Origin of the sequence: Pseudarthrobacter sp. Y6 (assembly GCF_050156205.1) — a bacterium.
Taxonomy (GTDB): Bacteria; Actinomycetota; Actinomycetes; order Actinomycetales; family Micrococcaceae; genus Arthrobacter.
This window is the reverse complement of the sequence record NZ_CP189574.1, coordinates 3,618,388-3,644,961: the sequence shown is the minus strand read 5'-3', so window position 1 is coordinate 3,644,961 and position 26,574 is coordinate 3,618,388. Positions and strand designations below refer to the sequence as shown.

At 66.7% G+C, this 26,574-nt stretch carries 26 protein-coding genes; 14 read left to right on the top strand and 12 right to left on the bottom strand.

All coding sequences use genetic code 11. The features are described 5' to 3' along the window. Positions 1-167: 167 nt before the first annotated feature. Both ACQCSW_RS17480 and ACQCSW_RS17475 read right to left on the bottom strand, forming a co-directional pair. Positions 168-896 carry a hypothetical protein gene (locus ACQCSW_RS17480; protein WP_426987888.1) on the bottom strand — a complete coding sequence of 243 codons (729 nt, stop codon included), beginning with the start codon at positions 894-896 and terminating at the stop codon, positions 168-170. 105 nt (positions 897-1,001) lie between these two features. After that, positions 1,002-1,550: a YceI family protein gene (locus ACQCSW_RS17475; protein ID WP_426987886.1), complete on the bottom strand. Its 549-nt coding sequence runs from the start codon at positions 1,548-1,550 to the stop codon at positions 1,002-1,004. Positions 1,551-1,752: 202 nt separating this feature from the next. On the opposite strand from ACQCSW_RS17475, the gene ACQCSW_RS17470 reads away from it, so the two are divergent. From ACQCSW_RS17470 to ACQCSW_RS17425, 10 genes are all read left to right on the top strand, one after another. Next, positions 1,753-2,433, top strand: coding sequence for a histidine phosphatase family protein (locus ACQCSW_RS17470; protein WP_426987884.1), 681 nt, complete (start codon positions 1,753-1,755; stop codon positions 2,431-2,433). 1 nt (position 2,434) lies between these two features. Further along, positions 2,435-3,082, top strand: a complete 648-nt coding sequence (locus tag ACQCSW_RS17465) for a TlpA family protein disulfide reductase (RefSeq protein WP_426987882.1) — start codon at positions 2,435-2,437, stop codon at positions 3,080-3,082. A gap of 15 nt (positions 3,083-3,097) precedes the next feature. Then, positions 3,098-3,853 (top strand): cytochrome c biogenesis CcdA family protein, encoded by a 756-nt coding sequence (locus ACQCSW_RS17460; RefSeq protein ID WP_426987880.1) that lies wholly within the window; start codon positions 3,098-3,100, stop codon positions 3,851-3,853. Continuing rightward, entirely contained in the window at positions 3,853-5,628 is a 1,776-nt protein-coding gene (gene resB / locus ACQCSW_RS17455) for a cytochrome c biogenesis protein ResB (protein ID WP_426987878.1), read from the top strand. Before ACQCSW_RS17460 ends, resB begins: the two co-directional genes overlap by 1 nt. Continuing rightward, on the top strand, positions 5,609-6,721 hold the full coding sequence (gene ccsB, locus ACQCSW_RS17450; protein ID WP_426987876.1) for a c-type cytochrome biogenesis protein CcsB: 1,113 nt from the start codon (positions 5,609-5,611) through the stop codon (positions 6,719-6,721). The genes resB and ccsB overlap by 20 nt, the downstream gene beginning before the upstream one ends. 155 nt (positions 6,722-6,876) lie before the next feature. Continuing rightward, positions 6,877-8,928: an Hsp70 family protein gene (locus ACQCSW_RS17445; RefSeq protein WP_426987874.1), complete on the top strand. Its 2,052-nt coding sequence runs from the start codon at positions 6,877-6,879 to the stop codon at positions 8,926-8,928. A gap of 3 nt (positions 8,929-8,931) precedes the next feature. After that, entirely contained in the window at positions 8,932-10,998 is a 2,067-nt protein-coding gene (locus ACQCSW_RS17440) for a LuxR C-terminal-related transcriptional regulator (protein WP_426987872.1), read from the top strand. 164 nt (positions 10,999-11,162) lie between these two features. Further along, positions 11,163-12,263, top strand: coding sequence for an IniB N-terminal domain-containing protein (locus ACQCSW_RS17435; RefSeq protein ID WP_426987870.1), 1,101 nt, complete (start codon positions 11,163-11,165; stop codon positions 12,261-12,263). A gap of 155 nt (positions 12,264-12,418) precedes the next feature. Further along, entirely contained in the window at positions 12,419-14,386 is a 1,968-nt protein-coding gene (locus tag ACQCSW_RS17430; RefSeq protein ID WP_426990725.1) for a dynamin family protein, read from the top strand. Next, positions 14,383-15,876, top strand: coding sequence for a dynamin family protein (locus ACQCSW_RS17425; protein ID WP_426987868.1), 1,494 nt, complete (start codon positions 14,383-14,385; stop codon positions 15,874-15,876). The genes ACQCSW_RS17430 and ACQCSW_RS17425 overlap by 4 nt, the downstream gene beginning before the upstream one ends. 9 nt (positions 15,877-15,885) lie before the next feature. Here ACQCSW_RS17425 and ACQCSW_RS17420 read toward each other — a convergent pair whose 3' ends face one another. Together ACQCSW_RS17420 and ACQCSW_RS17415 are read right to left on the bottom strand one after the other, a co-directional pair. Further along, complete coding sequence (locus ACQCSW_RS17420; RefSeq protein WP_426987866.1) at positions 15,886-16,506, bottom strand: hypothetical protein; 621 nt, start codon at positions 16,504-16,506, stop codon at positions 15,886-15,888. A 5-nt stretch (positions 16,507-16,511) separates the two neighbouring features. Next, a complete protein-coding gene (locus tag ACQCSW_RS17415; RefSeq protein WP_426987864.1) occupies positions 16,512-16,979 on the bottom strand; it encodes a PLD nuclease N-terminal domain-containing protein in 468 nt (155 codons plus the stop codon). Positions 16,980-17,039: 60 nt separating this feature from the next. On the opposite strand from ACQCSW_RS17415, the gene ACQCSW_RS17410 reads away from it, so the two are divergent. After that, positions 17,040-17,381: a DUF4229 domain-containing protein gene (locus ACQCSW_RS17410; protein ID WP_426987862.1), complete on the top strand. Its 342-nt coding sequence runs from the start codon at positions 17,040-17,042 to the stop codon at positions 17,379-17,381. Positions 17,382-17,399: 18 nt separating this feature from the next. Here ACQCSW_RS17410 and ACQCSW_RS17405 read toward each other — a convergent pair whose 3' ends face one another. The 5 genes from ACQCSW_RS17405 to ACQCSW_RS17385 form a co-directional block, all read right to left on the bottom strand. Continuing rightward, on the bottom strand, positions 17,400-18,281 hold the full coding sequence (locus tag ACQCSW_RS17405; protein WP_354252951.1) for a 1,4-dihydroxy-2-naphthoate polyprenyltransferase: 882 nt from the start codon (positions 18,279-18,281) through the stop codon (positions 17,400-17,402). A 79-nt stretch (positions 18,282-18,360) separates the two neighbouring features. After that, positions 18,361-19,593, bottom strand: coding sequence for an AMP-binding protein (locus ACQCSW_RS17400; protein WP_426987860.1), 1,233 nt, complete (start codon positions 19,591-19,593; stop codon positions 18,361-18,363). Between the two features lie 60 nt (positions 19,594-19,653). Continuing rightward, positions 19,654-20,625, bottom strand: a complete 972-nt coding sequence (locus ACQCSW_RS17395; RefSeq protein WP_426987858.1) for a 1,4-dihydroxy-2-naphthoyl-CoA synthase — start codon at positions 20,623-20,625, stop codon at positions 19,654-19,656. A 21-nt stretch (positions 20,626-20,646) separates the two neighbouring features. Continuing rightward, positions 20,647-21,087: a VOC family protein gene (locus ACQCSW_RS17390; RefSeq protein WP_426987856.1), complete on the bottom strand. Its 441-nt coding sequence runs from the start codon at positions 21,085-21,087 to the stop codon at positions 20,647-20,649. A 49-nt stretch (positions 21,088-21,136) separates the two neighbouring features. Next, positions 21,137-21,898: a CPBP family intramembrane glutamic endopeptidase gene (locus ACQCSW_RS17385; RefSeq protein WP_426987854.1), complete on the bottom strand. Its 762-nt coding sequence runs from the start codon at positions 21,896-21,898 to the stop codon at positions 21,137-21,139. Positions 21,899-21,975: 77 nt separating this feature from the next. On the opposite strand from ACQCSW_RS17385, the gene ACQCSW_RS17380 reads away from it, so the two are divergent. From ACQCSW_RS17380 to ACQCSW_RS17370, 3 genes are read left to right on the top strand one after another with little or no spacing between them, the layout of a single operon-like run. Continuing rightward, a complete protein-coding gene (locus ACQCSW_RS17380) occupies positions 21,976-22,989 on the top strand; it encodes a metal ABC transporter substrate-binding protein (protein WP_426987852.1) in 1,014 nt (337 codons plus the stop codon). Beyond that, a complete protein-coding gene (locus ACQCSW_RS17375; protein ID WP_111908944.1) occupies positions 22,986-23,777 on the top strand; it encodes a metal ABC transporter ATP-binding protein in 792 nt (263 codons plus the stop codon). Before ACQCSW_RS17380 ends, ACQCSW_RS17375 begins: the two co-directional genes overlap by 4 nt. 3 nt (positions 23,778-23,780) lie before the next feature. Beyond that, positions 23,781-24,659, top strand: a complete 879-nt coding sequence (locus ACQCSW_RS17370) for a metal ABC transporter permease (protein WP_354252317.1) — start codon at positions 23,781-23,783, stop codon at positions 24,657-24,659. Between the two features lie 199 nt (positions 24,660-24,858). On the opposite strand, the gene ACQCSW_RS17365 is transcribed toward ACQCSW_RS17370, so the two are convergent. Genes ACQCSW_RS17365 through ACQCSW_RS17355 form a run of 3 tightly spaced genes read right to left on the bottom strand, consistent with a single transcriptional unit; the run spans position 24,859 to position 26,443 of the window. Further along, positions 24,859-25,026, bottom strand: a complete 168-nt coding sequence (locus ACQCSW_RS17365) for a hypothetical protein (protein WP_426987849.1) — start codon at positions 25,024-25,026, stop codon at positions 24,859-24,861. 38 nt (positions 25,027-25,064) lie between these two features. Continuing rightward, on the bottom strand, positions 25,065-25,928 hold the full coding sequence (locus ACQCSW_RS17360; protein WP_426987847.1) for a DUF4097 family beta strand repeat-containing protein: 864 nt from the start codon (positions 25,926-25,928) through the stop codon (positions 25,065-25,067). Beyond that, positions 25,928-26,443 carry a histidine kinase gene (locus tag ACQCSW_RS17355; RefSeq protein ID WP_426987845.1) on the bottom strand — a complete coding sequence of 172 codons (516 nt, stop codon included), beginning with the start codon at positions 26,441-26,443 and terminating at the stop codon, positions 25,928-25,930. Before ACQCSW_RS17355 ends, ACQCSW_RS17360 begins: the two co-directional genes overlap by 1 nt. Positions 26,444-26,574: the final 131 nt, after the last annotated feature.

Here is a 26,574-nt window from a genome sequence, read left to right as displayed (position 1 = left end):
CACCGTACCCCCGGCGCGTGCCGCGGGGGATCATTCCGGAGAGGTATTCCCGCGGAACTCAGCCGGTATCGTTCAAGACTCTGGTTCTAGCAATATCGAGCACGCGCGGCTGTCTCTTCGCGGCCAGTAAAACGCCCGCAAACGCCCGGCCATCTGGGGCGAGGCGACTACGCGCGGCCCTTGACGGCGTTGAACCAGGCCTGCGAGTTCGGCAGCCACATGAGAACGGTTGCCGCGGCGCTGATAAGGAAGCCGAGCCAGTTGTTGCCGACGCCTTGGCCCATGCCGCCGCCGCCCACGCTGCCGCCGAGTACGGCGAGCACCAGCGAAACGCCGGCCACGATGGTGAGCGCAAGGCGGGCCCATTCCTTGCCCTCCTTCATCTTCAGGACCAGGACAATCTGGGCCGCGGCCAGGGCGAGTGCCACCAGGACAAGAAGGAGGACCACCGCAGCCAGCCCGGGTGCCACCGTGAACAATGCCAGCGTGGCAAGGATCCCGAAGAGGCCGCCCAGTACACCCAGCATGCCGCCAATGAGCCAGATCCAGTACGAGACCTTGAGCTCGGTGGGCAGCCCGGTCACGCTGAACATGCCGGAGAATCCGCCGTTGGGCATAACGTCGTTGAAGTTGCGGGGACCGTCTGTGGGCATCTCAAAGGGGAGGCTGCCCGGCTGGCCCGGCTGGTTGTATGGCTGCCCGGGCTGGCCATAGGGCTGGGGGTAGGCCTGGCCGGGCTGCGGGTAACCCTGTGGCGGCTGGTTACCCGCGGGCGGAACGTTGCCGGCAGGGGGTACGTTACTGGCGGGCGGCTGGGTGGCAGGGGGCTGGGCACCGGGCTGCTCGCTGCCGGGCTGCTGGGGCTGCTGGGGCTGCGGTACTTCACTGTTGCTCATGGGTCTCACTGTAGACCGCGTGTCCGCCGGTATCTAGGTGATTAAGCAAGGCACCCCGGCCGCCAGATTCCGGGGAAATGGCGGCCGGGGTGCGTCAGGAAGAAACTATGCTGCGGGTGCGATGAACGCGAGCTCCAGGTTGATGGCAACCTTGTCGCTGACCAGCACGCCGCCGGCTTCCAGCACAGCGTTCCAGGTCAGGCCGAAGTCCTTGCGGCTGATGGTGGTTTCAGCGGAGACGCCGGCGCGGGTCAGGCCGAACGGGTCCACGGCCACGCCGTTGAACTCGGTCTCGAGGGAAACGGGCCGGGTGACGCCCTTGATGGTGAGGTCGCCGGTCAGCTCGTAGCTGTTGCCCTTGGCCACGAGGCCGTTGGAGACGAAGGAGATTTCCGGGAAGGTCTCGACGTCGAAGAAGTCTTCGCCGCGGACGTGGCCGTCGCGGTTGACATCGCCGGAGTCGAAGCTGGCGGTCTGGATGGTGGCGCTGATCTTGGAATCGGCCACGTTGTCGGCGAGGTCCAGGGTGGCTGCGGCATCCTTGAACTGGCCGCGGACCTTGCTGATGCCTGCGTGCCGGACGGTGAATCCGATTTCGCTGTGCGAGTTGTCGAGGGTCCAGGTGCCGGTGGTGACGTCTGCGGGAAGAGTCATGGTGTTTCTCCTTGGGTTTGTCGGGTGGTACTTCCGAATAGCTTGACGCTTCATCTGTTGAATCATCAACTATCCGCTGCATCCAGTATAAACATGCATTTGCATGTTTTGTTCCCTGTTCCGGAACATTTTTCCAAAAGTTTGAGTTCTACTGGATGTAGAAGATTTCGGATCGCACGCCATCTTTGAGAAACTGGTAAACATGCCCCAATCCACTGTCCATCTGCTCCGCCACGGCGAGGTCCACAATCCTGACCGCGTTCTGTACGGCAGGCTGCCCGAATTCCACCTCTCCGAGCTGGGCCGGGAAATGGCGCAGATGCTCGCCGACCACTTCGCCGAGCGTGCCGCGCGCGGGGCCAGGATCGTCTATCTCACGGCGTCGCCGCTGGTGAGGGCGCAGGAGACAGCGGCTCCCTCGGCTGAGGCGCTTGGTCTGGAAATCCACACAGACGGCCGCATCATCGAAGCGGAAAACTACTTCCAGGGCATGAGGGTCACCAAGGCTGAGCTCCGGAAGCCCAAGCACTGGCCCCACCTGGTCAACCCGTTCCGGCCGTCGTGGGGCGAACCGTACAAGGCGCAGGCCGCGCGCGTCAGGTCAGCTGTTGAGGACGCCCGGCTGCGAGCGATCGAGCTGGCCGCCGGGGAATACGGAACCGACGGCCCGGAAGCCATCATGGTCAGCCATCAGCTCCCCATCTGGGCCACGCGGCTCAGTGCCGAAGGCAAGCCGCTCTGGCACGACCCGCGCAAACGCGAGTGCACGCTGACGTCCATCACCTCCCTGGTGTTCGACGACGACGGCTCGCTCCTGCGCGTTGAGTACAGTGAGCCTGCTGCCGCCCTTCTTCCCGGTGCCGCCAGCACCCCTGGAGCCTGACATGACTGCCCCCCGCGCAACAACCCCCGCAACAACCCGCACAACATCCGTCACCGCATCCCGCCGCGCCGTACTCGCTGCCGGCGGCGCCGCCTTGACCGCCCTGACGCTGGGGCTGTCCGCCTGCGCTCAGGAAGACGCCCTCGCCAAGCAGGCAAAAGCCGGCGACAACAAGAACTACGTCGCCGGGGACGGCTCGGTGACCGAGTTCACCGCGGCGGACCGCAAGGCCGCCGTCGCCATCAACGGCACGCTGTTCAACGGCACCCAAGTAGCCCCCGCGGACTTCCAAGGCAAGGTGACGGTCCTGAACTTCTGGTTCGCCGCCTGCGCACCCTGCCGGGTGGAAGCACCCATTCTGGAAGAGCTGCACCAGGACTTCAAGGACCAGGGTGTGCAGTTCTTCGGCGTCAACCTCCGCGACGAAAAAGGCACCGCAGAGGCCTTCGACAAGACCTTCAACCTGACCTACCCCAGCTTCGACGACAAGAACGGCGGCGTGCTCCTGGCCGTCTCCGGCCTCGTCCCGCCGGGGGCCGTCCCCACCACGCTTGTCCTGGACAAGCAAGGCCGCGTGGCCTCGCGCGTGTTGGGCGAAATCCAGAAGGGCACGCTCAAAGCCCTCATCACCGCCGCTGTGGCGGAGTAGCGGCGGCCCCGGACCGTGAACAGCCTCTTCGCTGAAACCATCCTGAACGGCTCGCTCCTGCTTGCCATCCCGGTGGCGCTGCTCGCCGGCCTGGTGTCCTTCCTGTCGCCTTGCGTGCTGCCCCTCGTGCCCGGCTACCTGGGCTACGTCACCGGCCTGAGCGGCGTGGACCTGCAGAAGCAGAAGCGCGGCCGGATGCTCGTGGGCATCGGACTTTTTGTGCTGGGGTTCTCGGTGATTTTTGTCCTGCTGGGCGGCGCGTTTGGGCAGCTCGGCACACTGATCACCGGCTCACAGAACGCCTGGATCACCCAGGTGCTGGGGATCCTGGTGATCCTCATGGGCGTGGTGTTCATGGGCGGTTTCGGCTGGCTGCAGCGTGATGCGAAGATCCACGCCAAGCCGCCGGCCGGCCTGTGGGGCGCGCCGTTGCTGGGCCTCACGTTCGGCTTGGGCTGGGCGCCGTGCATCGGCCCCACCTATTCCGCCGTCCAGCTCCTGAGCCTGTCGGGCGGTTCGTCCGCAGCCAAGGGTGCCTTCCTGGCATTTGTCTACAGCCTGGGCCTGGGCATCCCGTTCCTGCTGATCGCACTGGCGGTGCGACGCGGCATGGGCGTGATGTCCTTCTTCCGCAAGCACCGCCTGGCCATCCAAAGGATCGGCGGCGGGATCCTGGTGGTGCTGGGCCTGCTGATGGCCAGCGGCGTCTGGGGCGCCTGGGTTACCGAATTGCAGTACTGGTTCCAAACCGATGTGAAGTTGCCGATCTGATGAGCGAGCGCGTGAAAGCAAAGAAAAAGTCCCCGGCCCCCGTTGCCGCCGCCAAAACCGGGGCGGCGCTGCCTGTCCTGGGGCCGGTGGAGATGCTGCGTTGGGCCTGGACCCAGCTGACCAGCATGCGCACGGCGCTGTTCCTGCTGCTGCTCCTGGCCGTTGCCGCGGTGCCCGGTTCGCTGTTCCCGCAGCGTCCGGCCAACCCGTCCATCGTGACGCAGTACATCAAGGTCAACCAGGATTACGGGAAGCTGCTGGACACCCTGCAGCTCTACGACGTCTATTCGTCGGCATGGTTCTCGGCCATCTATATCCTGCTGTTTATCTCGCTGATCGGCTGCGTGGTCCCGCGTGCCATCGCCCACTACCGGGCCGTGCGCTCGCAGCCGCCGCGGACCCCCAAGCGTCTCTCCCGCCTCCCCGAGTACGGCACGCTGGTGGTTCCCGCCGACGCCGGCCTCCCGGCGTCGGACGCCATCCGCAGTGCCGCCGGGGTGCTGAAGAAGCGCGGCTACCGCGTTGACGTGAGGGACGACGACGGCGCGCGGCCGTCTTTGGGCGCCGAGCGCGGCTTCGCCAAGGAGGTGGGGAACCTGGTGTTCCACACGTCGCTGATCGGCGTGCTGGTGTCCGTGGCCGTGGGCGGCCTGTTCGGCTACAGCGGCCAGCGCATCCTGGTGGAGGGCGACACCTTTGTGAACACCCTGGTGGGCTACGACCAGTTCACTCCCGGCACCAATTTCCAGTCCAGCCAGCTGCAGCCGTACTCCATCCAGCTGGACAAATTCGACGTCTTGTTTGACCGCGAATCACCAGGCAAAATCGGTCAGCCCATCGACTTCAACGCCGAAGTCACCACCCGGGAAACCCCGGACTCGCCCGCCAAGCAGGAAGTCCTGAAGGTCAACGATCCCGTGACCCTGGGCGGCACCAGCATCTACCTCACCGGCAACGGCTACGCGCCCGTGGTGACCATCCGCGACGGCGCCGGCAACGTGGCCATGCAGGGTCCCGTTGTGGCCAAGCTCCAGGGTGACAACTACTACTCGTCCCTGGTGATCAAGGTCCCGGACGCCCGGCCCGAACAGTTGGGCTTCGTGGGGTTCTTCCTGCCCACGGCGTTTGTCACCGACGCGGGGGTGTCCTTCAGCGGCGATCCGGACCTGTTCAACCCGCGGCTGACCCTGAACTCCTACTTCGGGGACCTTGGCCTGGACGCCGGCTCGCCGCAGAACGTCTTTGAGCTCGATGTCGGTGACCTCACGCCGCTGAACGCCCGCAACCTGGACGCCGGCGGCATCACTCTGGCGCCGGGCAGCACCTACACGTTGCCGGACGGCAAGGGCAGTATCAGCTTTGACAGCGTGAAGCGGTACGTGGGTGTGGACATCCACCACAATCCGGGCCAGCTTTACGTCCTCATTTTCGCGCTCCTGGCCGTGGGTGGCCTGATCGTCTCGCTGTATGTGAACCGGCGTCGCGTCTGGGTGCGGACCGGGACCCACGAGGACGGCCGGACCATGGTGGAGTATGGCCTGCTGGCCCGCGGTGAGGACCACCGGCTGGCCGCGGAGGCGGCGGTCATCAGGAAGCTGCTCTCCGAAGAGTGGCAGCTTGAGGATTCCGATTCCGGCGATTCTGCTGGCGATTCCGATTCCACCGGCACCCAGCAAACTCCCAGCCGCCAGGGCGATAATGGCGCAGTCTCGCTCACCTCCCCAGCTGGCCCCACCGGGCCGAAAAGGACCAGTAATGCCGTTCGCCATCAATGAAACCATGGGCCAGTACAGCGAGCTGTTTATGCTGCTCGCCGCCGGCACGTACACCGTGGCGTTCATCGCCTTTGCCTGGGACCTCGCGAAGAGCAGCAAGGCGCTGCGCGCCGTTGACCTGAAGGCGGCCGAGGCTGCCGGGACCAAGGTGCCCGCAATGGCCGGCGCTGGCTCAGCCGCGGCAGCGGAAAGCGTGGCAGTGGACCGCGTGGACTCGCACCTGGCCGGACCGGTGGGACGGGCCGAGCGGCCGTCGTCGTCCGTTGCCAAGCGGGTCGGCGACGCTTCCGGGGCCGGGCAGACCGCCGACGCCGATATGCGCTACGCGGCGGAACGGCGCGTTCCGGCGCGCGTTGCCGTCGCCCTCACTGTTCTCGGCGTGCTGATCCACGCCGCCGGCGTCATCACGCGCGCCGTGGGTTCAGGACGGGTGCCGTGGGGCAACATGTACGAGTTCCTGACCACCGGCGCTTTTTTGGTCGTGGCAGTGTTCCTGGTGGTGCTGATCCGGCGTGACCTGCGGTTCCTCGGCACGTTTGTGGTGGGCCTGGCCATTATCATGCTGGTGGCCGCCTCCGTGGCCTTCTGGACTCCGGTGGGCCACCTGGTTCCGGCGCTGCAGAGCTACTGGTTGATCATCCACGTGTCCATCGCCGTGATGTCCTCCGCCCTCTTCACCCTCACGTTCGCCATGTCCGCCCTGCAGCTGGTCCAGTCCCACCGGCAAAAGACGGTGGCGGCCGGCGGTGCCGACACGCTCGGTTTCATGCGCCTGGTTCCCTCGGCGCTGAGCCTGGAAAACCTGTCCTACCGGATTAACGCCATCGCCTTCATCGGCTGGACGTTCACTCTCATGTTCGGAGCCATCTGGGCCGAAAAAGCCTGGGGCCGGTTCTGGGGCTGGGACACCAAGGAAGTCTGGACATTTGTGATCTGGGTGGTTTACGCAGGCTACCTGCACGCCCGTGCCACGCGCGGCTGGACCGGTACGCGCGCCGCGTGGCTGTCGATCGTCGGCTACCTGTGCGTGGTCTTCAATTTCACGATTGTGAATCAGTTCTTTAACGGCCTGCATTCCTACTCGGGCCTCTGAGCAGGGGTTTCTCCGGAGAACCGCCTTAGCCCGCACCTAATACGCCAATCGATGTACGAATAAGGGTGTTGCTGGGCAAGCGGTGATGCTACCTTGGTTGAAGCTCGTCTGTGATGAAGCTCGCGGACCGCTCGCAGCGTTTTTCCGAGGTGCCCATGAACTACGTTCTCGCCATAGACGTCGGGACCAGTTTCACAGCTGCTGCGCTCCTCCGAATTGATCAGAATGCCTCGCGTGTTCCGGAGAGCCTCCCACTGGGGCTCCGCGGAACGGCTGTGCCCTCTGTGGTCTACTACCCCGAGGAAGGCCCCATCCTGGTGGGGGAAGCGGCCGAACGCCGCGGCCTTGATTCTCCTGAGCGGGTGGTGCGGGAGTTCAAAAGGCGCGTCGGAGACGACGTCCCCATTGCGGTAGGCACGCTTTCCCTCCCCGCTGAGGACGTCTTCGCCACCATGGCGCGTTGGGTCGTAGACCGGGCTGAAGAGCGCGAGGGCGCGCCGCCGTCGGACATTATCCTTTCCCACCCTGCCTCCTGGGGCGCGCACCGGACGCAGCTCATCCTCGCTGCCCTCGCGACCAAGGGCCTCGCCAAAGTCACCCTGATCAGCGAGCCGGAAGCGGCGGCGCTGCACTACGCCGCCCAAGTGCGGGTGGAGGACGGCAGCACCATTGCCGTCTATGACCTCGGTGGCGGGACCTTCGATACCGCAGTCCTGAAGAAAACGGACGCCGGTCACTTTGAACTACTGGGCCGTCCCGAAGGGATCGAGGGGCTGGGCGGCGCCGACTTCGACGCAGCCGTCCTGCGGTACGTTGCCGATCACGCCGGGCAGGGCCTGGCCAATCTTGACCCGTCGGCGCCCGGCGCGCTGGCGGCCTTGGCGCGCCTGCGGCGGGAGTGTGTGGAAGCCAAGGAGGCACTGTCCGCGGACAGCGAGGCCAGCATTTCCGTGCTGCTGCCGGGAATCCAGCAGCAGGTGCGGCTGGTCCGGTCCGAGTTCGAGGCCATGATCAGCGAGCCCATCCGGGAGACAGTGGACGCCCTGGAGCGTTCCCTGCAGGACCTTGGGCTCACCCCGGCCGACCTGTCCGCGGTGCTTCTCATCGGCGGCTCATCGCGCATTCCGTTGGTGGCACAGCTGATTTCGGAGCAGCTGGACCGGCCCATCGCCGTGGACGCCGATCCCAAGTCATCCATCTGCCTCGGCGCCGCCGTTGCCGCCCTCCGCGCGCAGCCGGAGGTGACAGCGCAGCCCGCTGCCTTGACCGCACAGCCAGCCGCCGCCGTCCTCACGCAGGCTGACGGGCATCCTGGAGCTGCCGGCCGACGAGCCAGCTGGTCCCGGTATGCCGACGCCGGTGCCCATACCGCCGGGCGCAAGGGCGGCGCGCATGCCCCCCGTCCGTCCGTGCGGCTCACCGCCGTGGCAGCGGTGGCGGCGCTTTTCACCGGGCTGACAGCGACGGCAGCCCAGAGCCCGGACGGACTCGGCAGCCTCACGGCGATGTTCGTCCCGCAGAACGCAGATGCGGCCAAGGACACCGCCGGAGGTGCCGCTGCTCCCGGCGGACCCGGCGCCGGTGGCGCCGCGGCGGGTGGTTCTGCGGCCGGTGGGGCAGCGGCAGGTGCCGGCGCGGCGCAGGTCCCGGTCCTGGGGATTGAAGCCAGCGCCAAGCCGAAGGACAGCGGTGCGCCGGCCAGTTCCGCGGGCCTGGACATCGCTGCCTCGCCCACCAGCAGGCCACCTACCGAAGCAGGACAACCAGCCGCCGGCGGGGCCGCTGCCGGGACGGACACCTCGGGTGAGCCTGCACAGGGTTCCGGGGGCTCCGTCCCCGGTCCGGTGACCAACCCGACGACGGACCCGGGACCCGGCCCTGATCCATTGCCCATTGACCCCGTTCCGGACCCCACCACTGACCCGGCCCCGGATCCTACAATTGACCCGGCTCCGGCTCCGGCTCCAGACCCGACGACCCCTGCACCGGACCCGACCACCGACCCGGCTCCGGATCCCACGACGGATCCTGCACCGGACCCGACCTCCGACCCGGCTCCGGATCCCACGACGGAGCCTGCGCCGGACCCGACGACGTACCCAGCGCCGGCACCCGAGCCCACGACGGATCCTGCGCCGGTACCTGACCCGGTCGCCGAACCGTTACCCACCATGGATCCCGTTCCAACTACCGAGTCGGCGGTCTGAGTCATGGCGGACGATCAGACGCAGCCCGAACGGGACCTGCCCGAGGCAGGGACGTCGGCCCCCCGCGGAACCAGCCACATGGCACAGCAGCTGCGGGGCGAGAATGCGGCAGTCCGGGAACTCCTGCTGGCACTGTCCGTGGGGTTCACCCTGCCCGGTCCGCTGCCCGCGGGGCTGGACCACAAGCTGGCAAGTCCTGACAGTCCGGACCTGGACGCGGTGGTCCAGCGGGCCGAGTCCTCGGGCCTGCTGCTTGCCGACGGGACCGTCGTCGGCCCGGCGCAGCACGCGCTCCTGAACGTCACGCCCACGGCCCGGGTGCATGCATTGCAGCGGGAACTCGTCGGTTTTGTTTCGGCCGAGGGCCGGCCCCTCGGCGACCTTGCCCGCGAGTTGGCAAGGGGCGGCCTGGCCGACCCTAGGGTCGCCGCCGAACTCGAAGCCGCCGCGGACAAAGCGCTGCAGCACGACCCCGGTCTGGCCGCCCAGTTATACAGCGAAGCGCTGCTGGCAGGGGCGGACGAACTGCGCACGGCTGCCCGCCGCGCCCAGGCCGCAGCCGCAGCGGGCGACCTCGACGCCGCCGGCCGGATCATCGACGGACTCCTGATGAGCTCCGATCCGCCGGATGTCAGGCTGGGCGTGGATGTTGCTGCTTCCGTCTGGGCACAGCGCGGGCTGCTGGTCCGCAGCGCCGACCTCTATGCCTGGCTTGGTCCGGCGAACGTAGGCCGGTCCGCCCCGCTCGCCGCGGTGGCCATGGTCGGCAGCGGCAACCGGGCGGGCGCGGCCGAGATCTTTCCCACCGGGTCGGAACCGGTGTCGCCCACCCTCCTGGCGGTGGCGCTTTCGCAAACGGGCAAGGGCGTGATGGAGTCGATGGAGAGGGATCCACACAGAGGCCTTCCCCTGCTGATCCATGCTTCGGACATGCTCAACGCGTCAGGTTCGGCGCTGCCCCTCCCGGACACCCCGGGGGCGCTGGCCGCGTTGCTGGCCCTCCACAGCGGTGAACCCCAGGTAGCGGACACCATCATCCGCTCCGCCGTCGCCGCGAGGCAGGGCGGTGACGCCGCCAGGCCACGGCTGCACCTCCTGCAGGCGTGGTCGGCCATGCAGCAGGACGATGCTGACGAAGCACGCCTGGCCATCAACGAAGCCTCCAAAGCCAACCACTGGCCGCTGGTGCCCAGGGACGAGTTCCTGTGCGCGGCCCTGGAAGTGGGCCTTGCCCGGCGCAGCGGCGACGTCCATGACCTGGTGATGGCCTGGGAGCGCGCCCGCGAAGCGATGCTGCACACCGCCGTCGACCTTTACAGCCTGCAGCCGTGGGGCGAGATGATGATTGCTGCCGCCCGTTTGCGGGAGACACCGCGCGTCGCGCATTATCTGGATGAAGCGTGGGCCCTGCTGACCAAACTGGGGGAGCCGCCCCTGTGGGCCGTTCCGCTTCACTGGGCGGCGGTCCAGGCTGCCCTGCTGAACAAAAGCCCGGCCGACCTTGCCCCGCATGCAGCAGCCCTGGTGCGGGCCGCGGACTACAGCCACCTGGCCGCTGTGCTCGCCGCCGCCGGCAAGGCCTGGGTCAGCGTCCTGGCCGGCCGGTTCCAGGCGACGGATGTGGAGAACGCTGCCCGGGGACTGAAAGTGGTGGGCATGCCGTGGGAAGGGGCCCGGCTGGCAGGACATGCGGCCGCGCAAGCGGAGGAGCGCAGGGACATGGTGCGGCTCCTTGCCTGCGCCAGGGACCTCCACCCGCACGGCGGACCCACCGGGCCGCCCACCGGGCCGCCCGCCGGGCTGTCACCGGAAGTGCGCCGCAGTGCCGCCGAGAACAACCATGGCGCGCATCCTGACTCCTCGGGGCTCAGCGAACGCGAAAAGGAAGTGGCGCGGTTGGTCCTGGAAGGGAAGACCTACCGGGAAATCGGCGAAGCCATCTACATTTCCCCCCGGACCGCTGAACACCACATTGCCCGGATGCGGCGGAGGCTTGGGGCCGAAAACCGCTCCGATCTGCTGGTGCGCCTGAGGCTGGCGCTGGGTGCAGATTATCCGGGCCCGGACTGAGCCCCCACTGCCCCTAGCCGCGGAACGGGCAATCCCCTAAGCGGGGCATCCGGGTACGGGGACACAACCCGATGCCCGGCCCCTACGAAGGACCTTAGGTTTGATTTAAGCCCGGCACCGAGGCCTGGCGATCCACAACTCAGAGAAGATTTGAGGACCATCCGATGCCTACACTCGCTAACCAGCTCGTCCAGTTCCTGATGGGCCTGTTCAACAACCCCGCCGCTGCCGAGGAGTTCCTGAACGATCCGGAGCGATCACTCGAGGATGCCGGCCTGCGCGAAGTCTGCTCCGCCGACGTTGACGCCGCCATGCCGGTCGTCCTGGACTACGCACCCATCAGTGTCAACGCTTCTTCCTTCGACCGGGAGTACAACACCGGCGGGAACACCTCGTGGACCGGCGGCAACGGCGGCGCCGGCCACACCCCGCCTCCTGGAGGCGGCGGAGCGGGTCACACCCCGCCTCCTGCCGGCGGCGGTCACCACGATCACGACGACCACGCCCACGCCGTCCAGCAGCTGAACCACGTAGTGAACAACTACTCCTACACGTCAACGGTGGATGATCGCGACACGGTCACGGACCAGTCCGTCAACCAGAACATCTGGGCCGACGGCGATGTGAACCAGTGGTTCGACAACGAGGCTGTCATCGCTTCCGGCGACCAGGCCCTGGCTGCCGGGGACGACAACAACGTGCGGGATTCCTACAACACCAGTGACTCCTACAACACGGACAACACCACGGATAACTCCACGGACAACTCGATCACAGCCGGCGGTGACGTCAACATCGGCAACAGTGACCTGAATGTGGACGATTCGTTCAATACCGATGTTGACCTTGATGTCGCTGATTCGTTCAACGACAACTCGGACAACTCCGATAACTCGGATAACTCGGACAACTCGGATAACTCCGTGGACAACTCGGTGGCGATCGAGGATTCCTTCCAGGACAACTCCGATAACTCGGATAACTCCGATAATTCGGACAACTCCACCAACACCGATGTTGCGGTTGAGGATTCCTTCCAGGACAACTCCTCCGTGGACAACTCGACCAACACCGATGTTGCGGTTGACGTGGCGGACTCCTTCAACGACAACTCGCAGACCGAGACCACCGAGGTGGAGGTTGTTGATTCCTTCAACCCGATTGAGGTCGAGGACTCCTTCCAGGACAACTCGGACAACTCCACCAACACCGATCTGGACGTCGAAACAGACGTCGCAGTCGAGGATTCGACAATCGTGCTCTAGACATCAGTTCCGGGTACCGGGAGCGCCCGGCAGGAGGCCATCAACCTCCTGCCGGGCTCTTCGGATTATCCCCCGTCCCACCCGCACCCTGCTGCAAAGGACAAATTATGGCTGAATCGCAACGACCGGGAGGCCCAGGACGTCCGCCGGTGCCGATGAGCGCCGGCCAGCTGGCGTCGCTGGTGGAGCAGGGCATCGATCTGGTGGGGACCGGGGACCGCGCGGACCTGCGGAAACGCCTGGACCAGTCCCTGCGCCGGCTGAAGGATCCGAGTATCCGCGTGATCGTGGTGGGGGAATTCAAACAAGGAAAAAGCAAACTTATCAACGCCCTGGTGAACGCCCCGGTATGCCCTGTCGACGACGACATAGCCACCTCGGTGCCCACCGTGGTCCGCCACGGGGAACCCGCTTCCGCCGCCATCCTGCTGCCCCAAGCCGGCGCAGAGCCCGGCGACGAAGCCGCACTGGAGCGGCAGCCGATCAACATAGCGGACCTGGCGGCTTACGTTTCCGAGCGGGGCAACCCCGGAAACGTCAAGAAGCTGGTAGCGGCCGAAGTTTTCCTGCCCCGCAAGGTCCTGGCCGGCGGACTGACGGTCATCGATTCCCCGGGTGTGGGAGGCCTGGGCTCCTCGCACACATTGACCACCCTGACTGCTTTGCCCACCGCGGACGCCATGCTGCTGGTTTCAGATGCCTCGCAGGAGTACACCGAACCCGAAATGCGGTTCCTGCGGCAGGCCATGCGGATCACCCCGAGCGTTGCGGGCATCCTGTCCAAAACGGACCTGTATCCGGACTGGCGGCGGGTGGAGGCCATGGACCGTGCCCAGCTCGCGCAGATGGCGCCGGACATCCCACTGTTCGCGGTTTCCTCAGATCTCCGGCTGGAGGCTGCACGCCTGCAGGACAGCGAACTCAACGCCGAGTCGGGTTTCCCCGTGCTGATCGGCCACCTCCGGAATGAAATTGTGGGCAAGGCGGAACGGCTGCAACGGCGCTCCGTCAGCCAGGACCTGCTCTCCGTGACCGAGAACCTGCGCCTGTCCTTGCGGTCCGAGCTGGGAGCGCTTGAGGATCCTGAGGGGACGCCGCGGATGATTGCGGGGCTGGAGGAGGCGAAGACACAGGCCGATGAGCTGCGCAAACGTTCCGCCCGGTGGCAGATTACGCTCAACGACGGCATCGGCGACCTGATCGCGGACATGGAGTACGACCTCCGGGACCGACTGCGGCGCATCCAGCGCGAAGCCGAGGCCGCTATTGACCAGGGCGATCCCGGCCCCACCTGGACCCAGTTTTCCGCGTGGCTCGAGGAGTGCGCCGCCGCCGCGATCTCGGACACGTTTGTGTGGACCAGCGAACGCGCGCAGTGGCTGGCCGCCCAGGTGGCCGAGCATTTTTCAGAGGACGAAGTGGCCCTGCCGGTGCTTCACGTCTCGGACACCGGCGACGCGCTGGACCCGGTGGACAACATGCCCGGGCTTGACGATGGGCACGTGAACCCCCTGCAGAAGGTCCTGATCGGCATGCGCGGATCCTACGGCGGCGTGTTGATGTTCGGGCTCTTGACGGGAATCTTCGGTATGGCCCTGATCAATCCCCTGTCAGTGGGCGCGGGCCTGCTGCTGGGCCGCAAGGCGTACCGCGAGGACAAGGAAGCACGGCTGAAGCGCCGGCAGGCCGAAGCCAAAGCGCTGGTCCGCCGCCAACTGGATGATGTCACCTTCCAGGTGGGCAAGCAGCTCAAGGACCGGCTGCGGCTGGTGCAGCGCTCCACCCGGGACCACTTCACTGAAATCGCGGACGAACACCACCGCTCCCTCGCGGATTCGGTGGCGGCGGCCCAGAAGGCAGCCACCACCTACACGCTGGAAAAGGATATCCGCATCCGCGAGATCAAGGCGGAGCTCAAAAAGGTGGACGCCCTGCACCATGCGGCCGGTCTGGTGGCCACCGAAGTGGCCCAATCCCCGGAGCCGCAGTCTCCGGCCGGGCAGTCTCCGGCCGGGCAGTCTCCGGCCGGGCGCGGCACGGCGGTGGGAAATCCGGCGTCGGGAAGTCCGACGGCGGGCGGCCAGTCGGTGGGCACGGCGCCGGCGGTTGCGGCGGCCAGATGAAGAAGTCCATCAGCGCGGGAGTGGCGGACCTGATCCAGGACGCCCTGCTCGTGTATGCGGACGACCCCGCTGCGGCTGCGGCATTGGAGACCTACGCCCGGCGGCTGTCCGAGCCCCTCAGGCTCGCTGTGGCAGGCATGGTCAAGGCGGGAAAATCCACGCTGCTGAACGCCATCATCGGGGAGGAGATCGCCCCGACCGACACCGGGGAATGCACAAGGATTGTGACTTGGTACCGCTACGGGCACACGCCGCGGATCACGGCCTACCCCATTGCTGGTGAACCGCATATCCTGCCGCTGAAGCGCGTGGACGGCCGCCTGGTGTTTGTCCTGGGCAACGCCCGCGCCCAAGACGTGGAACGGCTTGTCGTGGAGTGGCCCTCGCCGGCCCTGCGCGAGCTCACCCTGATAGACACCCCGGGAATCGCCTCGTTGTCCGAAGACGTCTCTGCCCGGTCCACCGATTTCCTCATCCCCGTGGACGCGCCCTCTGAGGCTGATGCCATCATCTACCTGATGCGCCACATGCACGCCTCGGACCTTCGGTTCCTCGAATCCTTCAGGGATACCGAGGCGGGTAGGTCGGGAACCGTGAACGCCCTTGCCGTGCTGTCCCGGGCCGATGAGATCGGCGCTGGCCGCATTGATTCGCTTCTGTCAGCCGGTGAGATCGCCGAGCGTTATCGCGGGGACCACAACCTGCGAAAGCTGGCGTTGGGGGTGGTCCCGGTGGCCGGGCTGCTGGCGCAGAGCGCACGCAGCATGCGCCAGTCGGACTTCGAGTCTTTGCGGGTCCTGGCCGGCATGGAGCGGTCCGCCCGGGAGCGGATGCTGCTGTCGGCGGACAGGTTCATCAGGGCCTCTGTCCCGCAAAGCCTGGGCGCTGAAGCCCGAGCCTCCCTCCTTGAGCGGTTCGGCCTGTTTGGGATCCGGCTGGGCGTGGTGCTGATCCGGAGTGGCTTCACTGAACCCACGCCACTGGCGCATGAACTGGCCCGGCGCAGCGGGCTGGACCCGTTGCTGCACCTTGTGGCCCGGCAGTTCCAGGCCCGCGGGGATGCCCTCAAAGCCCGCACTGCCTTGGTGGGAGTGGAAAGCTTGCTGCGCACTGCGCCCAGGGAGGGGGCCGGTCACCTGGCCGCAGCCTTGGAACGCCTTCAGGCCAACGCCCATGAGTTCCGTGAGCTCCGCCTGCTCGCCACGATCCGTACCACCGGGGTATCCCTCAGCGATGAATTGGCCGCGGAAGCCGAAAGGCTGGTCGGCGGCTGGGGAGCGGAGTCCGCCCTGAGGATGGGGCTGGCTCCGGATGTCGGCCCGGACGAAGTCCTGGCCGAAGCCCGCCGCTGCCTGAACCGGTGGCGGACAGTATCGGAAAACCCGTTGACGGAGCGCTCAGCCGTGGAGGCCTGCCGCGTGGTGATGCGCAGCTGTGAGGGCGTGGTGGCTGAATGCTCGGCCCTGCAGCTGCACCGGCAGTCGGCCTGAGGTCAGCCTTTACTGCCGCGCCCGCGCCGCACTGACCTGCGCCGACTGGATCCGTCCGGCCTTGAGCCATCTGCCAGCCGACGGCACAAACACCGCCACCAGGCCGAGGAAGGCAAGAAGCAACTGGGCTCCCCAGAGCAGGACAACGTAGCTGCCGGCGTCGCCCTCGGGAACGAGGAAGGCTGCGGCCACCACCATGACCATTACCTGGCCGGCCAGCAGCGGGATCATCAGCCAGCGGACCCAGCCGTGGCGCGCGGAGAAAATCGCCAGCGCCGCCGCTCCTAGCAGAATCATAAACAGCAGGGCGCCGAGGCTGCCCCAAAAAACAATGGCCGTGGAAGTGGTCACGGCGTCGGCTTCCCCGCCGGGCGCCATTTGGTCCACCACCGTGCGGAGCCGCTCCAGGTGTGAGTCGCGGGTCAGGAAAGAGCCGATGAGTACGGCCAAACCGGCGACGAAGCTGAACAGCCAGAACGTCCTAGCCAAGCGGACGCTGCGGGGCGTCGGCGGCGTGACCAGGATCGGCGCCGGTGCGGCGTAGGAGAGTCCGGGCCGCGGCGGAGGCGGCGGACTGGCAGCCCCGGCGGCGGCAGGAAGTTGGGGGTCTACGTCGGGGTGCTGGGCCATGGGACCTACTTCACGTCGCCGGTGTCATGGGTGTCTGCGTCTCCGGTGCTGGCACCGCCGGTCTCGCCGTGGCCGGTTCCCTTCCCGCCCGGGCTCCGCGTGCCGGAACTGTCCGGCCCGGTGCCGGCAGAGCCGCCGTCGGCCTTTGCCTTCGCCTCAAGCTCATCCTTGAGCTTCTTGAGGCGGTCGGCTTCTGCCTTGTTCCGGCGGCGCATTTCCAGGTTGCGGAGGAAATCGGGATCATCATCCGGAGCGGTGGGGTGGCTGTGTGTTTGGCGGACCGGGGCTGAGTCACGCGGACGGCCGATCAGCAGCCACAGGATGGCGCCGAGGACCGGAAGGACAATCATCACCACGATCCAGGCCGGCTTGGAGATCCCGCGGGTGACGCGGCCGTCAGTGCGGATCACGTCCACCAGGCCATACACAAAGATGACGAGAACTGCGACGGCGAGAACCACACGGAAGAGCATGCCATTAAGTCTATCGTCCGCGGCCCGAGGGCGTTCAGGCAGGGCGGCTAAACTTGTACCGTGGCCTTTCTGAAATACTCCCTGATCCGGCTGGCGCTGTTTGCGCCGCTCTTTGTGCTCTTTATGTTCCTGAAGCTGGGGGCGGTGCTGTCAGTCATCTGCGCAGCACTGATCGCGTTTGCGGTCAGCTACCTTTTCTTCCAGAAACAGCGCGACGCCGCCGCGGCCGCCATTCACGGCCGGCTCTCCGGCAAAGCCAAGCCGCTGCGCAGTCAAGGCGAACTGGCCGACGCCGATGCCGAGGACAGCCTCCTGGACGCCAACCCGGACATCACCATCCGGAACAGCGGCCCGAAGACACGCGAAACGAAGGCGCCCGAAACGAAGACGCCCGAAGCCTAGGATCCGCCTGGATTCGGCCTAGAATCCGTGGCTGAGCACCAGTCCGAGTGAGAACAGCAGGCTGTACCCGAGGTTGATCAGGCCGGTCTGCTTGAGCACCGGGATGAGGCTCTTGCGCTTGCGGCCGTTGATCATCAGCCAGGCGGGCATCAGGCAGGCCGGGATGAGCAGCAGCACGATCAGCATCCACGGCCGCCCGGGAGCCAGGATGACCACCAGCAGAATGGCCACGGCGAGCATCAGCACGTAGCTTTCCCGTGCGTGCTTATCTCCCAGCCGCACCGCAAGGGTCTTCTTGCCCGCCTGGATGTCCGTAGGGATATCGCGGACGTTGTTCGCCATCAGCAGCGCCGTGGCGATCAAGCCGGTGCCGATCGCGCCGATCACGGAGGGCAGGCTGACCTGGCCGGCCTGGGTGTACGTGGTGCCCAATGTTGCCACCAGGCCGAAGAAGACAAACACAAAAACATCGCCCAGGCCCATGTAGCCATACGGGTTCTTGCCGCCGGTGTAGCCCCAGGCTGCCATCACGCAGCCGATCCCCACCAGGATCAGCCACCAGCTCTGGGTGATCACCACCAGCACCAGGCCCAACACCATGGCCAGCGCGAACGTTCCGAACGCCGCGTATTTGACGTGCTCCGGGCGGGCAGTCCCGGATCCGACCAGCCGCAGCGGCCCCACCCTGTCCTCGTCGGTGCCGCGGATTCCGTCCGAATAATCATTGGCGTAGTTCACGCCGATCTGCAGCAGCAGCGCCACCAGGGCGGCCAGCACGGCATTAACGGGGCGGAACGAATCCAGCTCGTAGGCCGCGGCGGTGCCGATCAGTACCGGGGCGATGGCGGCCGGCAAAGTGCGGAGGCGGGCGCCTTGGATCCATTGTGCGGCTGTGGCCACGGTCAGTACCTCGTGTTGGGTCGGGAGAACGATGAAACGGTGGTGGCAGCAGCGAACGGGCCGCCGGTGCAGCTCTACTCTACTTTCCCTGATGCAGCGCGTTGAGCCGGTCGATCATCGCCAGGCGGTCCGGCTTGCCGTTGGGAAGCATCAGCAGTTCGGGGCCGGCCAGCACGGTTTTCGGCGCCAGGAGGCCAAGCCGCCGGTGCCATTCCTCTTCGAGTACGACGGCGTGATCCCCGGTTGGCGTGCCCGCGGCACCTGAGTCCCCGGTTGGCGTGCCCGCGGCACCTGAGTCCGCGGCTGCGCCAAAGGCGGCGCCGTCGAGCGCGACAAAGGCGGCCACGGCCTGGCCCCACTCCGTGGAGGGGACGCCCGCCACAAAAGCCGCCGTGACGCCGTCGGACTTTTCCAGCTCTTCCTGCACATGCGCGGCGGAGACCTTGACGCCGCCGGTGATGATGACATCGTCGTCGCGGCCCAGCACCGTGAGCCGGCCGTCCGCGTCCAGCGCGCCGAGGTCATTGGTGCGGTACCAGCGGACGCCGTCCTCCTCGAAAAAGGTGTCGGTGGCTTCCGGCGCGTGCAAGTAACCGGCGGCCACGGTATCGCCGCCCAGCAGGATACGGCCGTCGTCGGCCACCCGGACCTGGACGCCTTCCAGCGGCACGCCGTCGTACACGCAGCCGCCGCAGGTTTCCGCGGACCCGTACGTGGTGATCACCCTGACGCCGGCCTCGCGGGCCGCGTCCAGCAGCCCGGCCGACGCCGGTGCGCCGCCCAGCAGGATGCCGTTGAACCGCCGCAGGACGGCCAGCGTCTCCGGCGACGGCGCCTCCAGGACGCGTTGGAGCTGTGTGGGCACCAGCGACGTGAAGCGGAACTTGTCAGTCAGCTCCAGCGCGCCGGCCGTGAAGGCCTCGGGGGTGAAGCCGCCGGACATGTCCATCACCCACGGCCGGGTCCCGGCGAACAGCGACCGCACTAGGACCTGGACGCCTGCCACGTACTGCACTGGCAGCGCGAGGAGCCACTGGCCCTCGCCCTTGAGCGCCAGGGCGGTGGCCATGGATGAGGCCGCCAGCGCCTCGACGGTCAGGATGGTGGCCTTCGGCGCGCCTGTCGAGCCGGAGGTGCGGACCACCGCCACGGCGTCATCGCAGCCTGGCGTCTCGGTGTGTCCCACCACCAGTTCGCCGTCGGGGCCCATGGAAAGTTCGACGGCGGGTCCCTCACCGTGGAGGGCGGCGGCCAGGGCTTTGAGCACCGGGTCGATGTCCGTGGGACCGATAGTCTGGGTTCCGAGATTCATGTGCGGTCCTGCCTTTGTGGTCAGCCGGGGCCTGGAGGCGGGCCGGATTGGAAGTGGTGCCTAGAAGTAGTGCGGGAAGCGGGACCAGTCCGGGTCCCGTTTCTCCAGGAAGGCTTCCTTTCCTTCCACCGCCTCATCCGTCATGTAGGCCAGTCGCGTGGCTTCGCCGGCAAAGACCTGCTGGCCGGCCAGGCCGTCGTCGGCGAGGTTGAAGGCGAATTTCAGCATGCGGATGGCCTGCGGTGACTGCCGGGCGATGTCCGCGGCGTATTCCAGGGCCACCTCTTCGAGGCGCTCGTGGTCCACGGCCTCGTTCACGGCGCCCATGCCGACCATGTCGTCCGCGGAGTACTCGCGGGCCAGGAAGAAGATTTCGCGGGCGGACTTCTGGCCGATCTGGCGGGCCAGCAGCGCAGAGCCGTACCCGGCGTCGAAACTTCCCACCGTGGCGTCCGTCTGCTTGAACTTGCCGTGCTGGCGGGAGGCGATGGTGAGGTCCGAGACCACGTGCAGCGAGTGCCCGCCGCCGGCAGCCCAGCCGTTCACGACGGCGATGACCACCTTGGGCATGGTCCGCATGAGCCGCTGGACCTCGAGGATATGGAGGCGGCCGGCGCGGGCGGGATCGATGGTTTCCTGGGTCTCGCCGTCGGCATACCTGTATCCGTCCCGGCCGCGGATGCGCTGGTCGCCGCCGGAGCAGAATGAATGTCCGCCGTCCTTGGGGGAGGGGCCGTTGCCGGTGAGCAGGACGGTGGCGACGTCCGGGGTCATGCGGGCGTGGTCCATGGCGCGGTAGAGCTCGTCCACGGTGCCGGGGCGGAAGGCGTTGCGGACTTCCGGGCGGTTGAAGGCGATGCGGACGGTGGGCAGGTCCCTGGTGACGGTTTCTGTCCCGGTTGGTCCGGTTGTCGAGACGCGCTCGACCTGCCGGTGGTACGTCATGTCCTGGAAGTCGTCGAAGCCGGACACGGTGCGCCAGCGGGTGGGGTCAAAGACGTCGGACACCTTGGCGGGAAATTGGTTGCTCACTGGACAAGTCTAGTAATCGGCTCAGCTGATGCAGAACTCGTTGCCCTCGGGATCGGCCATGGTGTGCCACTCGAGCGGGCCCTGGCCGGCGGTCCACAGGAAGCTGGCGCCGCGGGCTTCGAGTTCCTTTCGGACATCATCCTTGTCGCGACCATCCAGGCGCACGTCCCAGTGGATGCGGTTCTTGACGGTCTTTCCTTCCGGCGCCGTCTGGAACAGGATGCGGCGTGCAGGTGCGGCGGCTTCGATTTCCTCCACTGGGCGGATGGCCTGTCCTGTCCGCCACACGAGTTTGTCCTTATGGACCAGCGTCTCGGCGTCCGTGGCGTAGCCCCGGCTGATCATGGAGCGGATGAAGTCCTCGTCCTGCGGTTCCACCGCCCAGTCCAACGTTTCCGCCCACCAGTCGGCGAGCTCATGCGGGTTCTTGCTGTCCACGACGATCTGGATGTTCAGTCCCATCCCACCAAAATACGACGGCGCGCGGCTGCTGGGTAGGGGCGGCGCGTTCCTAGGGCTGGACCTGCTGCAGCTGCTCGAAAAGCTCGGGCGGGATGGCGTAGATGAAGATGACCGCCAGGAGGTTCTTCGCCGCGTGCACAAAGTAGGAGAACACCAGGTTCTTCCCGGTCCACACGTAGACAAAGACCAGCGTGGCGCCCATGGCCAGGTAGGGGAGCAGCGCATTGAGCGTGATGGCTTCCTGGCCCGCGATGTGGATGCCGGCAAAGAGGACCACAGACAGGGCGCAGCACAGCCAGATGTTGAGCCGGCGGCTGAGCTTGCCGATCAGCAGATGCCGGAAGATGTACTCCTCCACAAACGGGCCCACCACCACCAGGACCGGCACCATCAGCCAGGCGGGTACCTGTTGCATCAGTGCCTGCAGTCCGGCCTGGTTCGCGGAAGTCTGCACCCCGCCGCCGGCCGCCACCACAATAGCCGTGAGGATCATCATGGCGATCACCGCCGCGGGCACCATCAGCAGCGTGAACCACGGGCGGGTGGCCAGTACGCGCAGGTCCCTGGCCACGACCCGGCGGGCGGCGGCCAGCGCCAGGATCCCGATTGAGCCATAGAAGATGAGGTTCCTTGCGTACGACGCCGCGGCCGGGCTGGGCGCAAGCTGGCGTATAAGCGGGGCCAGCAGTTCCCCGGCCACGGCGAATTGCCCGGCCACTGCCACGTAGAGGCCGACGGCGGTGAAATCAAGGGTGGAAAACCGGTACAGCTCGGGGTGTGGCAGGGGTGGTTTCCGGTGTGTGGTGGCCATACGTTCAGCCTAGTTGGGCAGGGGAGGGGTGCGTCGCAGATTGCGGGGCCAGCTCTGCATCCCGTAGAATATTCGGCATGCCTAACTTTCTGTTTCGGTGCGCCAAAGTAGCCGCCCGAACCCTCGCCGGGGGATCGGCGGCGTTCCGCGGTGCCGGCGCCGCCGTCGTCGTCCTCTTGACCCTCTCCCTTACCGCGTGCGGGGGTGACGCTTCAGGCAACAGTGACAGTGACAAGCCCGTAGTTCTGACCACCTTCACGGTACTGGCCGACGTCGCCCGGAACGTTGCTGGGGACAAGCTCACCGTGGAGTCCATCACCAAGGCGGGCGCCGAGATCCATGGCTACGAACCCACCCCCGGCGACATCCGCAAGGCAGCCAAGGCGGACCTCATCCTCGACAACGGCCTGAACCTCGAAGCCTGGTTCGGGCAGTTCGTGGAGGGCCTGGACGTGCCGCACGCGGTGGTGAGCGACGGTGTGGAGGTTATGCCCATCGGCGAGGACTCCTACCAGGGCAAACCGAACCCGCATGCGTGGATGTCGCCCGTGAACGTGCAGATCTACGTGGACAACATGGTCAAGGCGTTCAGCGAGCTTGACCCGGAGAACGCCGCGGCTTTCAAGGCCAACGGTGACGCCTACAAGGCCGAACTGCAGGCTGTGCAGAACGAGATGAAAGCAAGCCTCGCCGGCCTCCCGGAGAACCAGCGCGCCCTGGTGACCTGCGAAGGCGCCTTCTCCTACCTGGCCCGCGACGCAGGGCTCAAAGAGGTCTACATCTGGGCGGTCAACGCCGAACAGCAGGCCACGCCGCAGCAGATCACGCGCGCCATTGAGTACGTCAAGGCCAACCAGGTTCCCGCAGTGTTCTGTGAATCCACGGTGTCCGACGCCCCCATGCAGCAGGTGGTGGGCGCCACCGGAGCCAAGTTCGGCGGCACGCTTTATGTGGATTCGCTGTCCGAGGCTGACGGTCCTGTGCCCACCTACCTGGACCTGATCAGGCACGACGCCGACCTCATCACCAAGGCCCTGGCCGGCACGTCAGCCGTCGCGTCTGCCAACGCCTCCGCGGGGTCCAAGCCATGAGCACCCCCGCCATCCTGGTTGAAAACGTCACAGTCCACTACGGCGAGGTCCTGGCGCTCGATTCAGCCTCGCTCACCCTGGACGCCGCCCGGATCTGCGGCCTGATCGGTATGAACGGGTCCGGGAAATCCACCCTGTTCAAGGTGATCATGGGAATGATCAAGCCCGACGCCGGCCGCGTGCTGATCGGCGGACAGTCTCCTGCCAGGGCGCGCAAGGAGGGTGGGATCGGCTACGTGCCGCAGAGCGAGGATGTTGACTGGCAATTCCCGCTGTCCGTCCGCGATGTGGTGATGATGGGACGCTACGGGCACCAGGGCTTCACCCGCCGCCCCTCCAAGGCCGACCGCGCCGCCGTCGACCAGGCGCTGGACCGCGTGGAACTGTCCGAATTCGCGGAGCGGCAGATCGGGCAGCTGTCCGGCGGGCAGAAGAAGCGCGCTTTTGTGGCCCGCGGCATCGCCCAGGGCGCCACCATGATGCTCCTGGACGAACCGTTCGCCGGCGTGGACAAGCGCTCCGAGGCCACCATCACGCGGCTGTTGCGCGAGCTCGCCTCCGACGGCTGCACCATCCTGATCTCCACCCACGACCTGCATGCCATGCCGGCCCTCTGCGACGAAGCCGTACTCCTCATGCGCCGCGTCCTGATGCACGGTGCCCCGGACCTGGTGCTGCAGCCGGAGAACCTGGCCATGGCGTTTGGCCTGGACGTGCTGAACCGCGACCTCCCGGAACCTGCCGCACCCGCCATCGTCCATCCCGCCGGCACCGAGAGCAGGGGCTGACCCATGGAACTCCTCGACATCCTGCTCGAACCGCTCAGCTACGACTTTATGGTCCGCGCCATCATCACCACCGCGCTCGCCGCCGTCGTCTGTGCCGTCCTCAGCTGCTGGCTGGTGCTGATCGGCTGGTCCCTGATGGGCGACGCCGTCTCCCACGCCGTCCTGCCCGGCGTTGTGCTGGCCTACATTGTTGGCGCCCCGTTTGCGCTCGGTGCACTGGTGTTCGCGCTGATCGCTGTGACCCTGATCGGCGTGGTCCGCAACACCAGCCGGGTGAAGGAGGACGCCGCCATCGGCATTGTGTTCACTTCGCTGTTCGCCCTGGGCCTCGTGCTCATCTCCGTCACGCCCAGCCAGACGGACCTGAACCACATCATCTTCGGCAACCTCCTGGGCGTCAGCATCCCGGACCTCATCCAGGTGCTGGTCCTCGGCGTCGTTGCCTTCGTCATCCTGATCCTGAAGCGCCGCGACCTGACGCTTTACGCGTTTGACCCCACGCACGCCCACGCGATCGGGCTCTCCCCAAAACGGCTGGGGGCGCTGCTCATGGGGCTGCTGGCGCTGACGTCCGTAGTGGCGCTGCAGACCGTGGGTGTGGTGCTGGTGGTGGCCATGCTCATCATCCCCGGCGCCACCGCCTACCTGCTCACGGACCGCTTCAACCGGATGCTGGTCATCGCCCCGGTGGTCTCGGCCGTGTGCTCCATTGCCGGCATTTACTTCAGCTACTACCTGGACACGGCTTCGGGCGCCATGGTGGTTCTCACCCAGGGCGTGGTGTTCGCCGCCGTCTACCTGTTCAGCCCCCGGCAGGGGCTGATCGGCACCCGGCTGGCGAAGGCCCGCCGCCGGAAGGCCGCCGCGCTTCTGGTCGCGTAGGATTTCCCGCCGGTCCACAGCAACGCGGGGTCACTTACGGCCCATCCCGAGTGGAAACTTGGGCCGTAAGCGACCCCGCGTTGCTCTTAACTAGGCCCCGCCGAGAACTGCCCGGTGAGGCCGATCTTGTCGCGCACCTCATCGGCCTGGCGTACGACGTCGAAACCTCCCACCGCAATCTCCCCGCCGTCGGCGCGGATCAGGGTGGAGAGGATATGGACGATGGTGGTCTTTCCTGCTCCGTGGGGCCCAGAAGGGCAAAAACGGTTCCAGTCGGCACGGCGAAGTCGACGCCGTCGAGGACTTGTTTGCTGCCGTATGCCTTGCGCAGCCCGGCCACGGTGATGGCCGTTTGGGTGCTTGCCATGACTTTTCCTTTGCTGATGTCTTGCCTGGTGTGGTTTCTTACCTGGTGGGAACAGGGGAGCGCCGCACGGTGATGTCGCCGTAGGCGCTGCGGGCGCGGATCTCCACTTTGGCGTCCGTCTCGCTTGGCCCTGTGGTGGCGTCGAGTCCGTTGCGGACGCGCCCGTACTTGGTGCTGAGGTCCAGCCACGCGGCGCTGCCTTCGCGGACGCCGATGGCCAACGAGCCCGCCGCGGTCTGGAGGGTGAGGGTTCCGCGCGCCACCTCGCCGACGGTGATGTCGCCGTTGGAGGCCTTGATGGTGGTGGTGTCGCCGGCCCGTTCAAGGGCGACGTCCCCGTTGGCGGCACTGACCTTGAGTTCACCGGCGGCATCCACGATGTGCGTGCTGCCGTTGCCGTTCTTGACGCTGGCGGTCCCGTCGATTTCCCGGATACGGATCTTGCCCGAGCCGGTCTTGATTTCGGCCCGCCCCGCGACGCGTTCCACGGTCACATCGCCCATGCCCGTGTGGACCCGGAGTTCCGTGCAGTGATCGAGGTGGACGTGGCCCATTTCCGTCTTCAGTTCGGCGGAGCCGAATTCGCCCTCGCAGCGGAGGTCGCCCATTCCGGACTTCAACTCCAGGCTGCAGCCGATGGGCACTTCAACGGTGATGTCCACGGCGCCGCCGTCGCCGAACCAGCTGTGGCGGCGCTGGGGACGCAGCCTTACCTGCAGGCGCCCATCCGTATAGTCCACGGTGGTCTGCTCGGCCACCCTGATGTCCAGGGCCCGGGTTGCATCGCGGGGCCGGACGTTGACTGCGGTGTCGGTGCGGTTACCGGCGACAATCAGAATGTCGGCACGGACGGACACGTCCACCACGACGGCGATTGGTTGGGGGGTCTCGAAGATTGTCATCAGCGTGCCCATCCTGTGAAGTTCTGCTCGCCCGGATCGCGGCGAATGGTCCGTTGGGTGGATTTGCTGCCGTTGAGGGCGTCCGCGACCGCCCGGATCAGCCAGGAGTTTACCGACAGGCCTACAAGACCGGCGGCCTCTTCGACCTGCTGCTTGAGGTGATCCGGAAGACGGAGCGTCGTGCGGGAGGTGCTGGCGCCGTCGAACTCTTCCGGGACCTGCCGCGCCGGCTGGGCGGACCGTTCCGTCACCGCTTCGAAGTCGCTGGCAGCGGGCGGGCTGGTGACCACAAACTCCGGATCGCGTCCCCGGAGCCGTACCTCCACCGACGCCGGGGCCAGCTCGAGGGTGATCTCGCTGGCGGCGTCGGAGAGGGCTTCGAGCAGGACGAGCCGGACGGTGGACTCAAGCGCGGCAGTGAGGCGTTCGCTGAGTTCCCGGGCCTCAGGGCCACCGGCTTCGGCGGCGACGCCCAGCTGATGCTGGACGGCTGATACGTATTGGTTGAGTTGCATGACACCATTCTGACGTCACTCTGGTGTCACGTCAATACCCTCCGGCGAATTATGGTGTCACCGGTGGTGTCCCGGCTTGACGCTGCGGCTTCCGGCGGGCAGGCTGGAGCGATGAAGTCCTGAGCAGCAGT

Bases quoted from the DNA above. Each gene is read 5' to 3' on its own strand.
- ACQCSW_RS17365 (WP_426987849.1), bottom strand. From the start codon at position 25,026: ATGGCAAGCACCCAAACGGCCATCACCGTGGCCGGGCTGCGCAAGGCA.
- ACQCSW_RS17425 (WP_426987868.1), top strand. From the start codon at position 14,383: ATGAAGAAGTCCATCAGCGCGGGAGTGGCGGACCTGATCCAGGACGCC.
- ACQCSW_RS17380 (WP_426987852.1), top strand. From the start codon at position 21,976: ATGCCTAACTTTCTGTTTCGGTGCGCCAAAGTAGCCGCCCGAACCCTC.
- ACQCSW_RS17400 (WP_426987860.1), bottom strand. From the start codon at position 19,593: ATGAATCTCGGAACCCAGACTATCGGTCCCACGGACATCGACCCGGTG.
- ACQCSW_RS17480 (WP_426987888.1), bottom strand. From the start codon at position 896: ATGAGCAACAGTGAAGTACCGCAGCCCCAGCAGCCCCAGCAGCCCGGC.
- ACQCSW_RS17470 (WP_426987884.1), top strand. From the start codon at position 1,753: ATGCCCCAATCCACTGTCCATCTGCTCCGCCACGGCGAGGTCCACAAT.
- ACQCSW_RS17435 (WP_426987870.1), top strand. From the start codon at position 11,163: ATGCCTACACTCGCTAACCAGCTCGTCCAGTTCCTGATGGGCCTGTTC.
- ACQCSW_RS17475 (WP_426987886.1), bottom strand. From the start codon at position 1,550: ATGACTCTTCCCGCAGACGTCACCACCGGCACCTGGACCCTCGACAAC.
- ACQCSW_RS17420 (WP_426987866.1), bottom strand. From the start codon at position 16,506: ATGGCCCAGCACCCCGACGTAGACCCCCAACTTCCTGCCGCCGCCGGG.
- ccsB (WP_426987876.1), top strand. From the start codon at position 5,609: ATGCCGTTCGCCATCAATGAAACCATGGGCCAGTACAGCGAGCTGTTT.
- ACQCSW_RS17370 (WP_354252317.1), top strand. From the start codon at position 23,781: ATGGAACTCCTCGACATCCTGCTCGAACCGCTCAGCTACGACTTTATG.
- ACQCSW_RS17360 (WP_426987847.1), bottom strand. From the start codon at position 25,928: ATGACAATCTTCGAGACCCCCCAACCAATCGCCGTCGTGGTGGACGTG.
- ACQCSW_RS17445 (WP_426987874.1), top strand. From the start codon at position 6,877: ATGAACTACGTTCTCGCCATAGACGTCGGGACCAGTTTCACAGCTGCT.
- ACQCSW_RS17465 (WP_426987882.1), top strand. From the start codon at position 2,435: ATGACTGCCCCCCGCGCAACAACCCCCGCAACAACCCGCACAACATCC.
- ACQCSW_RS17390 (WP_426987856.1), bottom strand. From the start codon at position 21,087: ATGGGACTGAACATCCAGATCGTCGTGGACAGCAAGAACCCGCATGAG.
- ACQCSW_RS17430 (WP_426990725.1), top strand. From the start codon at position 12,419: ATGAGCGCCGGCCAGCTGGCGTCGCTGGTGGAGCAGGGCATCGATCTG.
- resB (WP_426987878.1), top strand. From the start codon at position 3,853: ATGAGCGAGCGCGTGAAAGCAAAGAAAAAGTCCCCGGCCCCCGTTGCC.
- ACQCSW_RS17440 (WP_426987872.1), top strand. From the start codon at position 8,932: ATGGCGGACGATCAGACGCAGCCCGAACGGGACCTGCCCGAGGCAGGG.
- ACQCSW_RS17375 (WP_111908944.1), top strand. From the start codon at position 22,986: ATGAGCACCCCCGCCATCCTGGTTGAAAACGTCACAGTCCACTACGGC.
- ACQCSW_RS17385 (WP_426987854.1), bottom strand. From the start codon at position 21,898: ATGGCCACCACACACCGGAAACCACCCCTGCCACACCCCGAGCTGTAC.
- ACQCSW_RS17415 (WP_426987864.1), bottom strand. From the start codon at position 16,979: ATGCTCTTCCGTGTGGTTCTCGCCGTCGCAGTTCTCGTCATCTTTGTG.
- ACQCSW_RS17355 (WP_426987845.1), bottom strand. From the start codon at position 26,443: ATGCAACTCAACCAATACGTATCAGCCGTCCAGCATCAGCTGGGCGTC.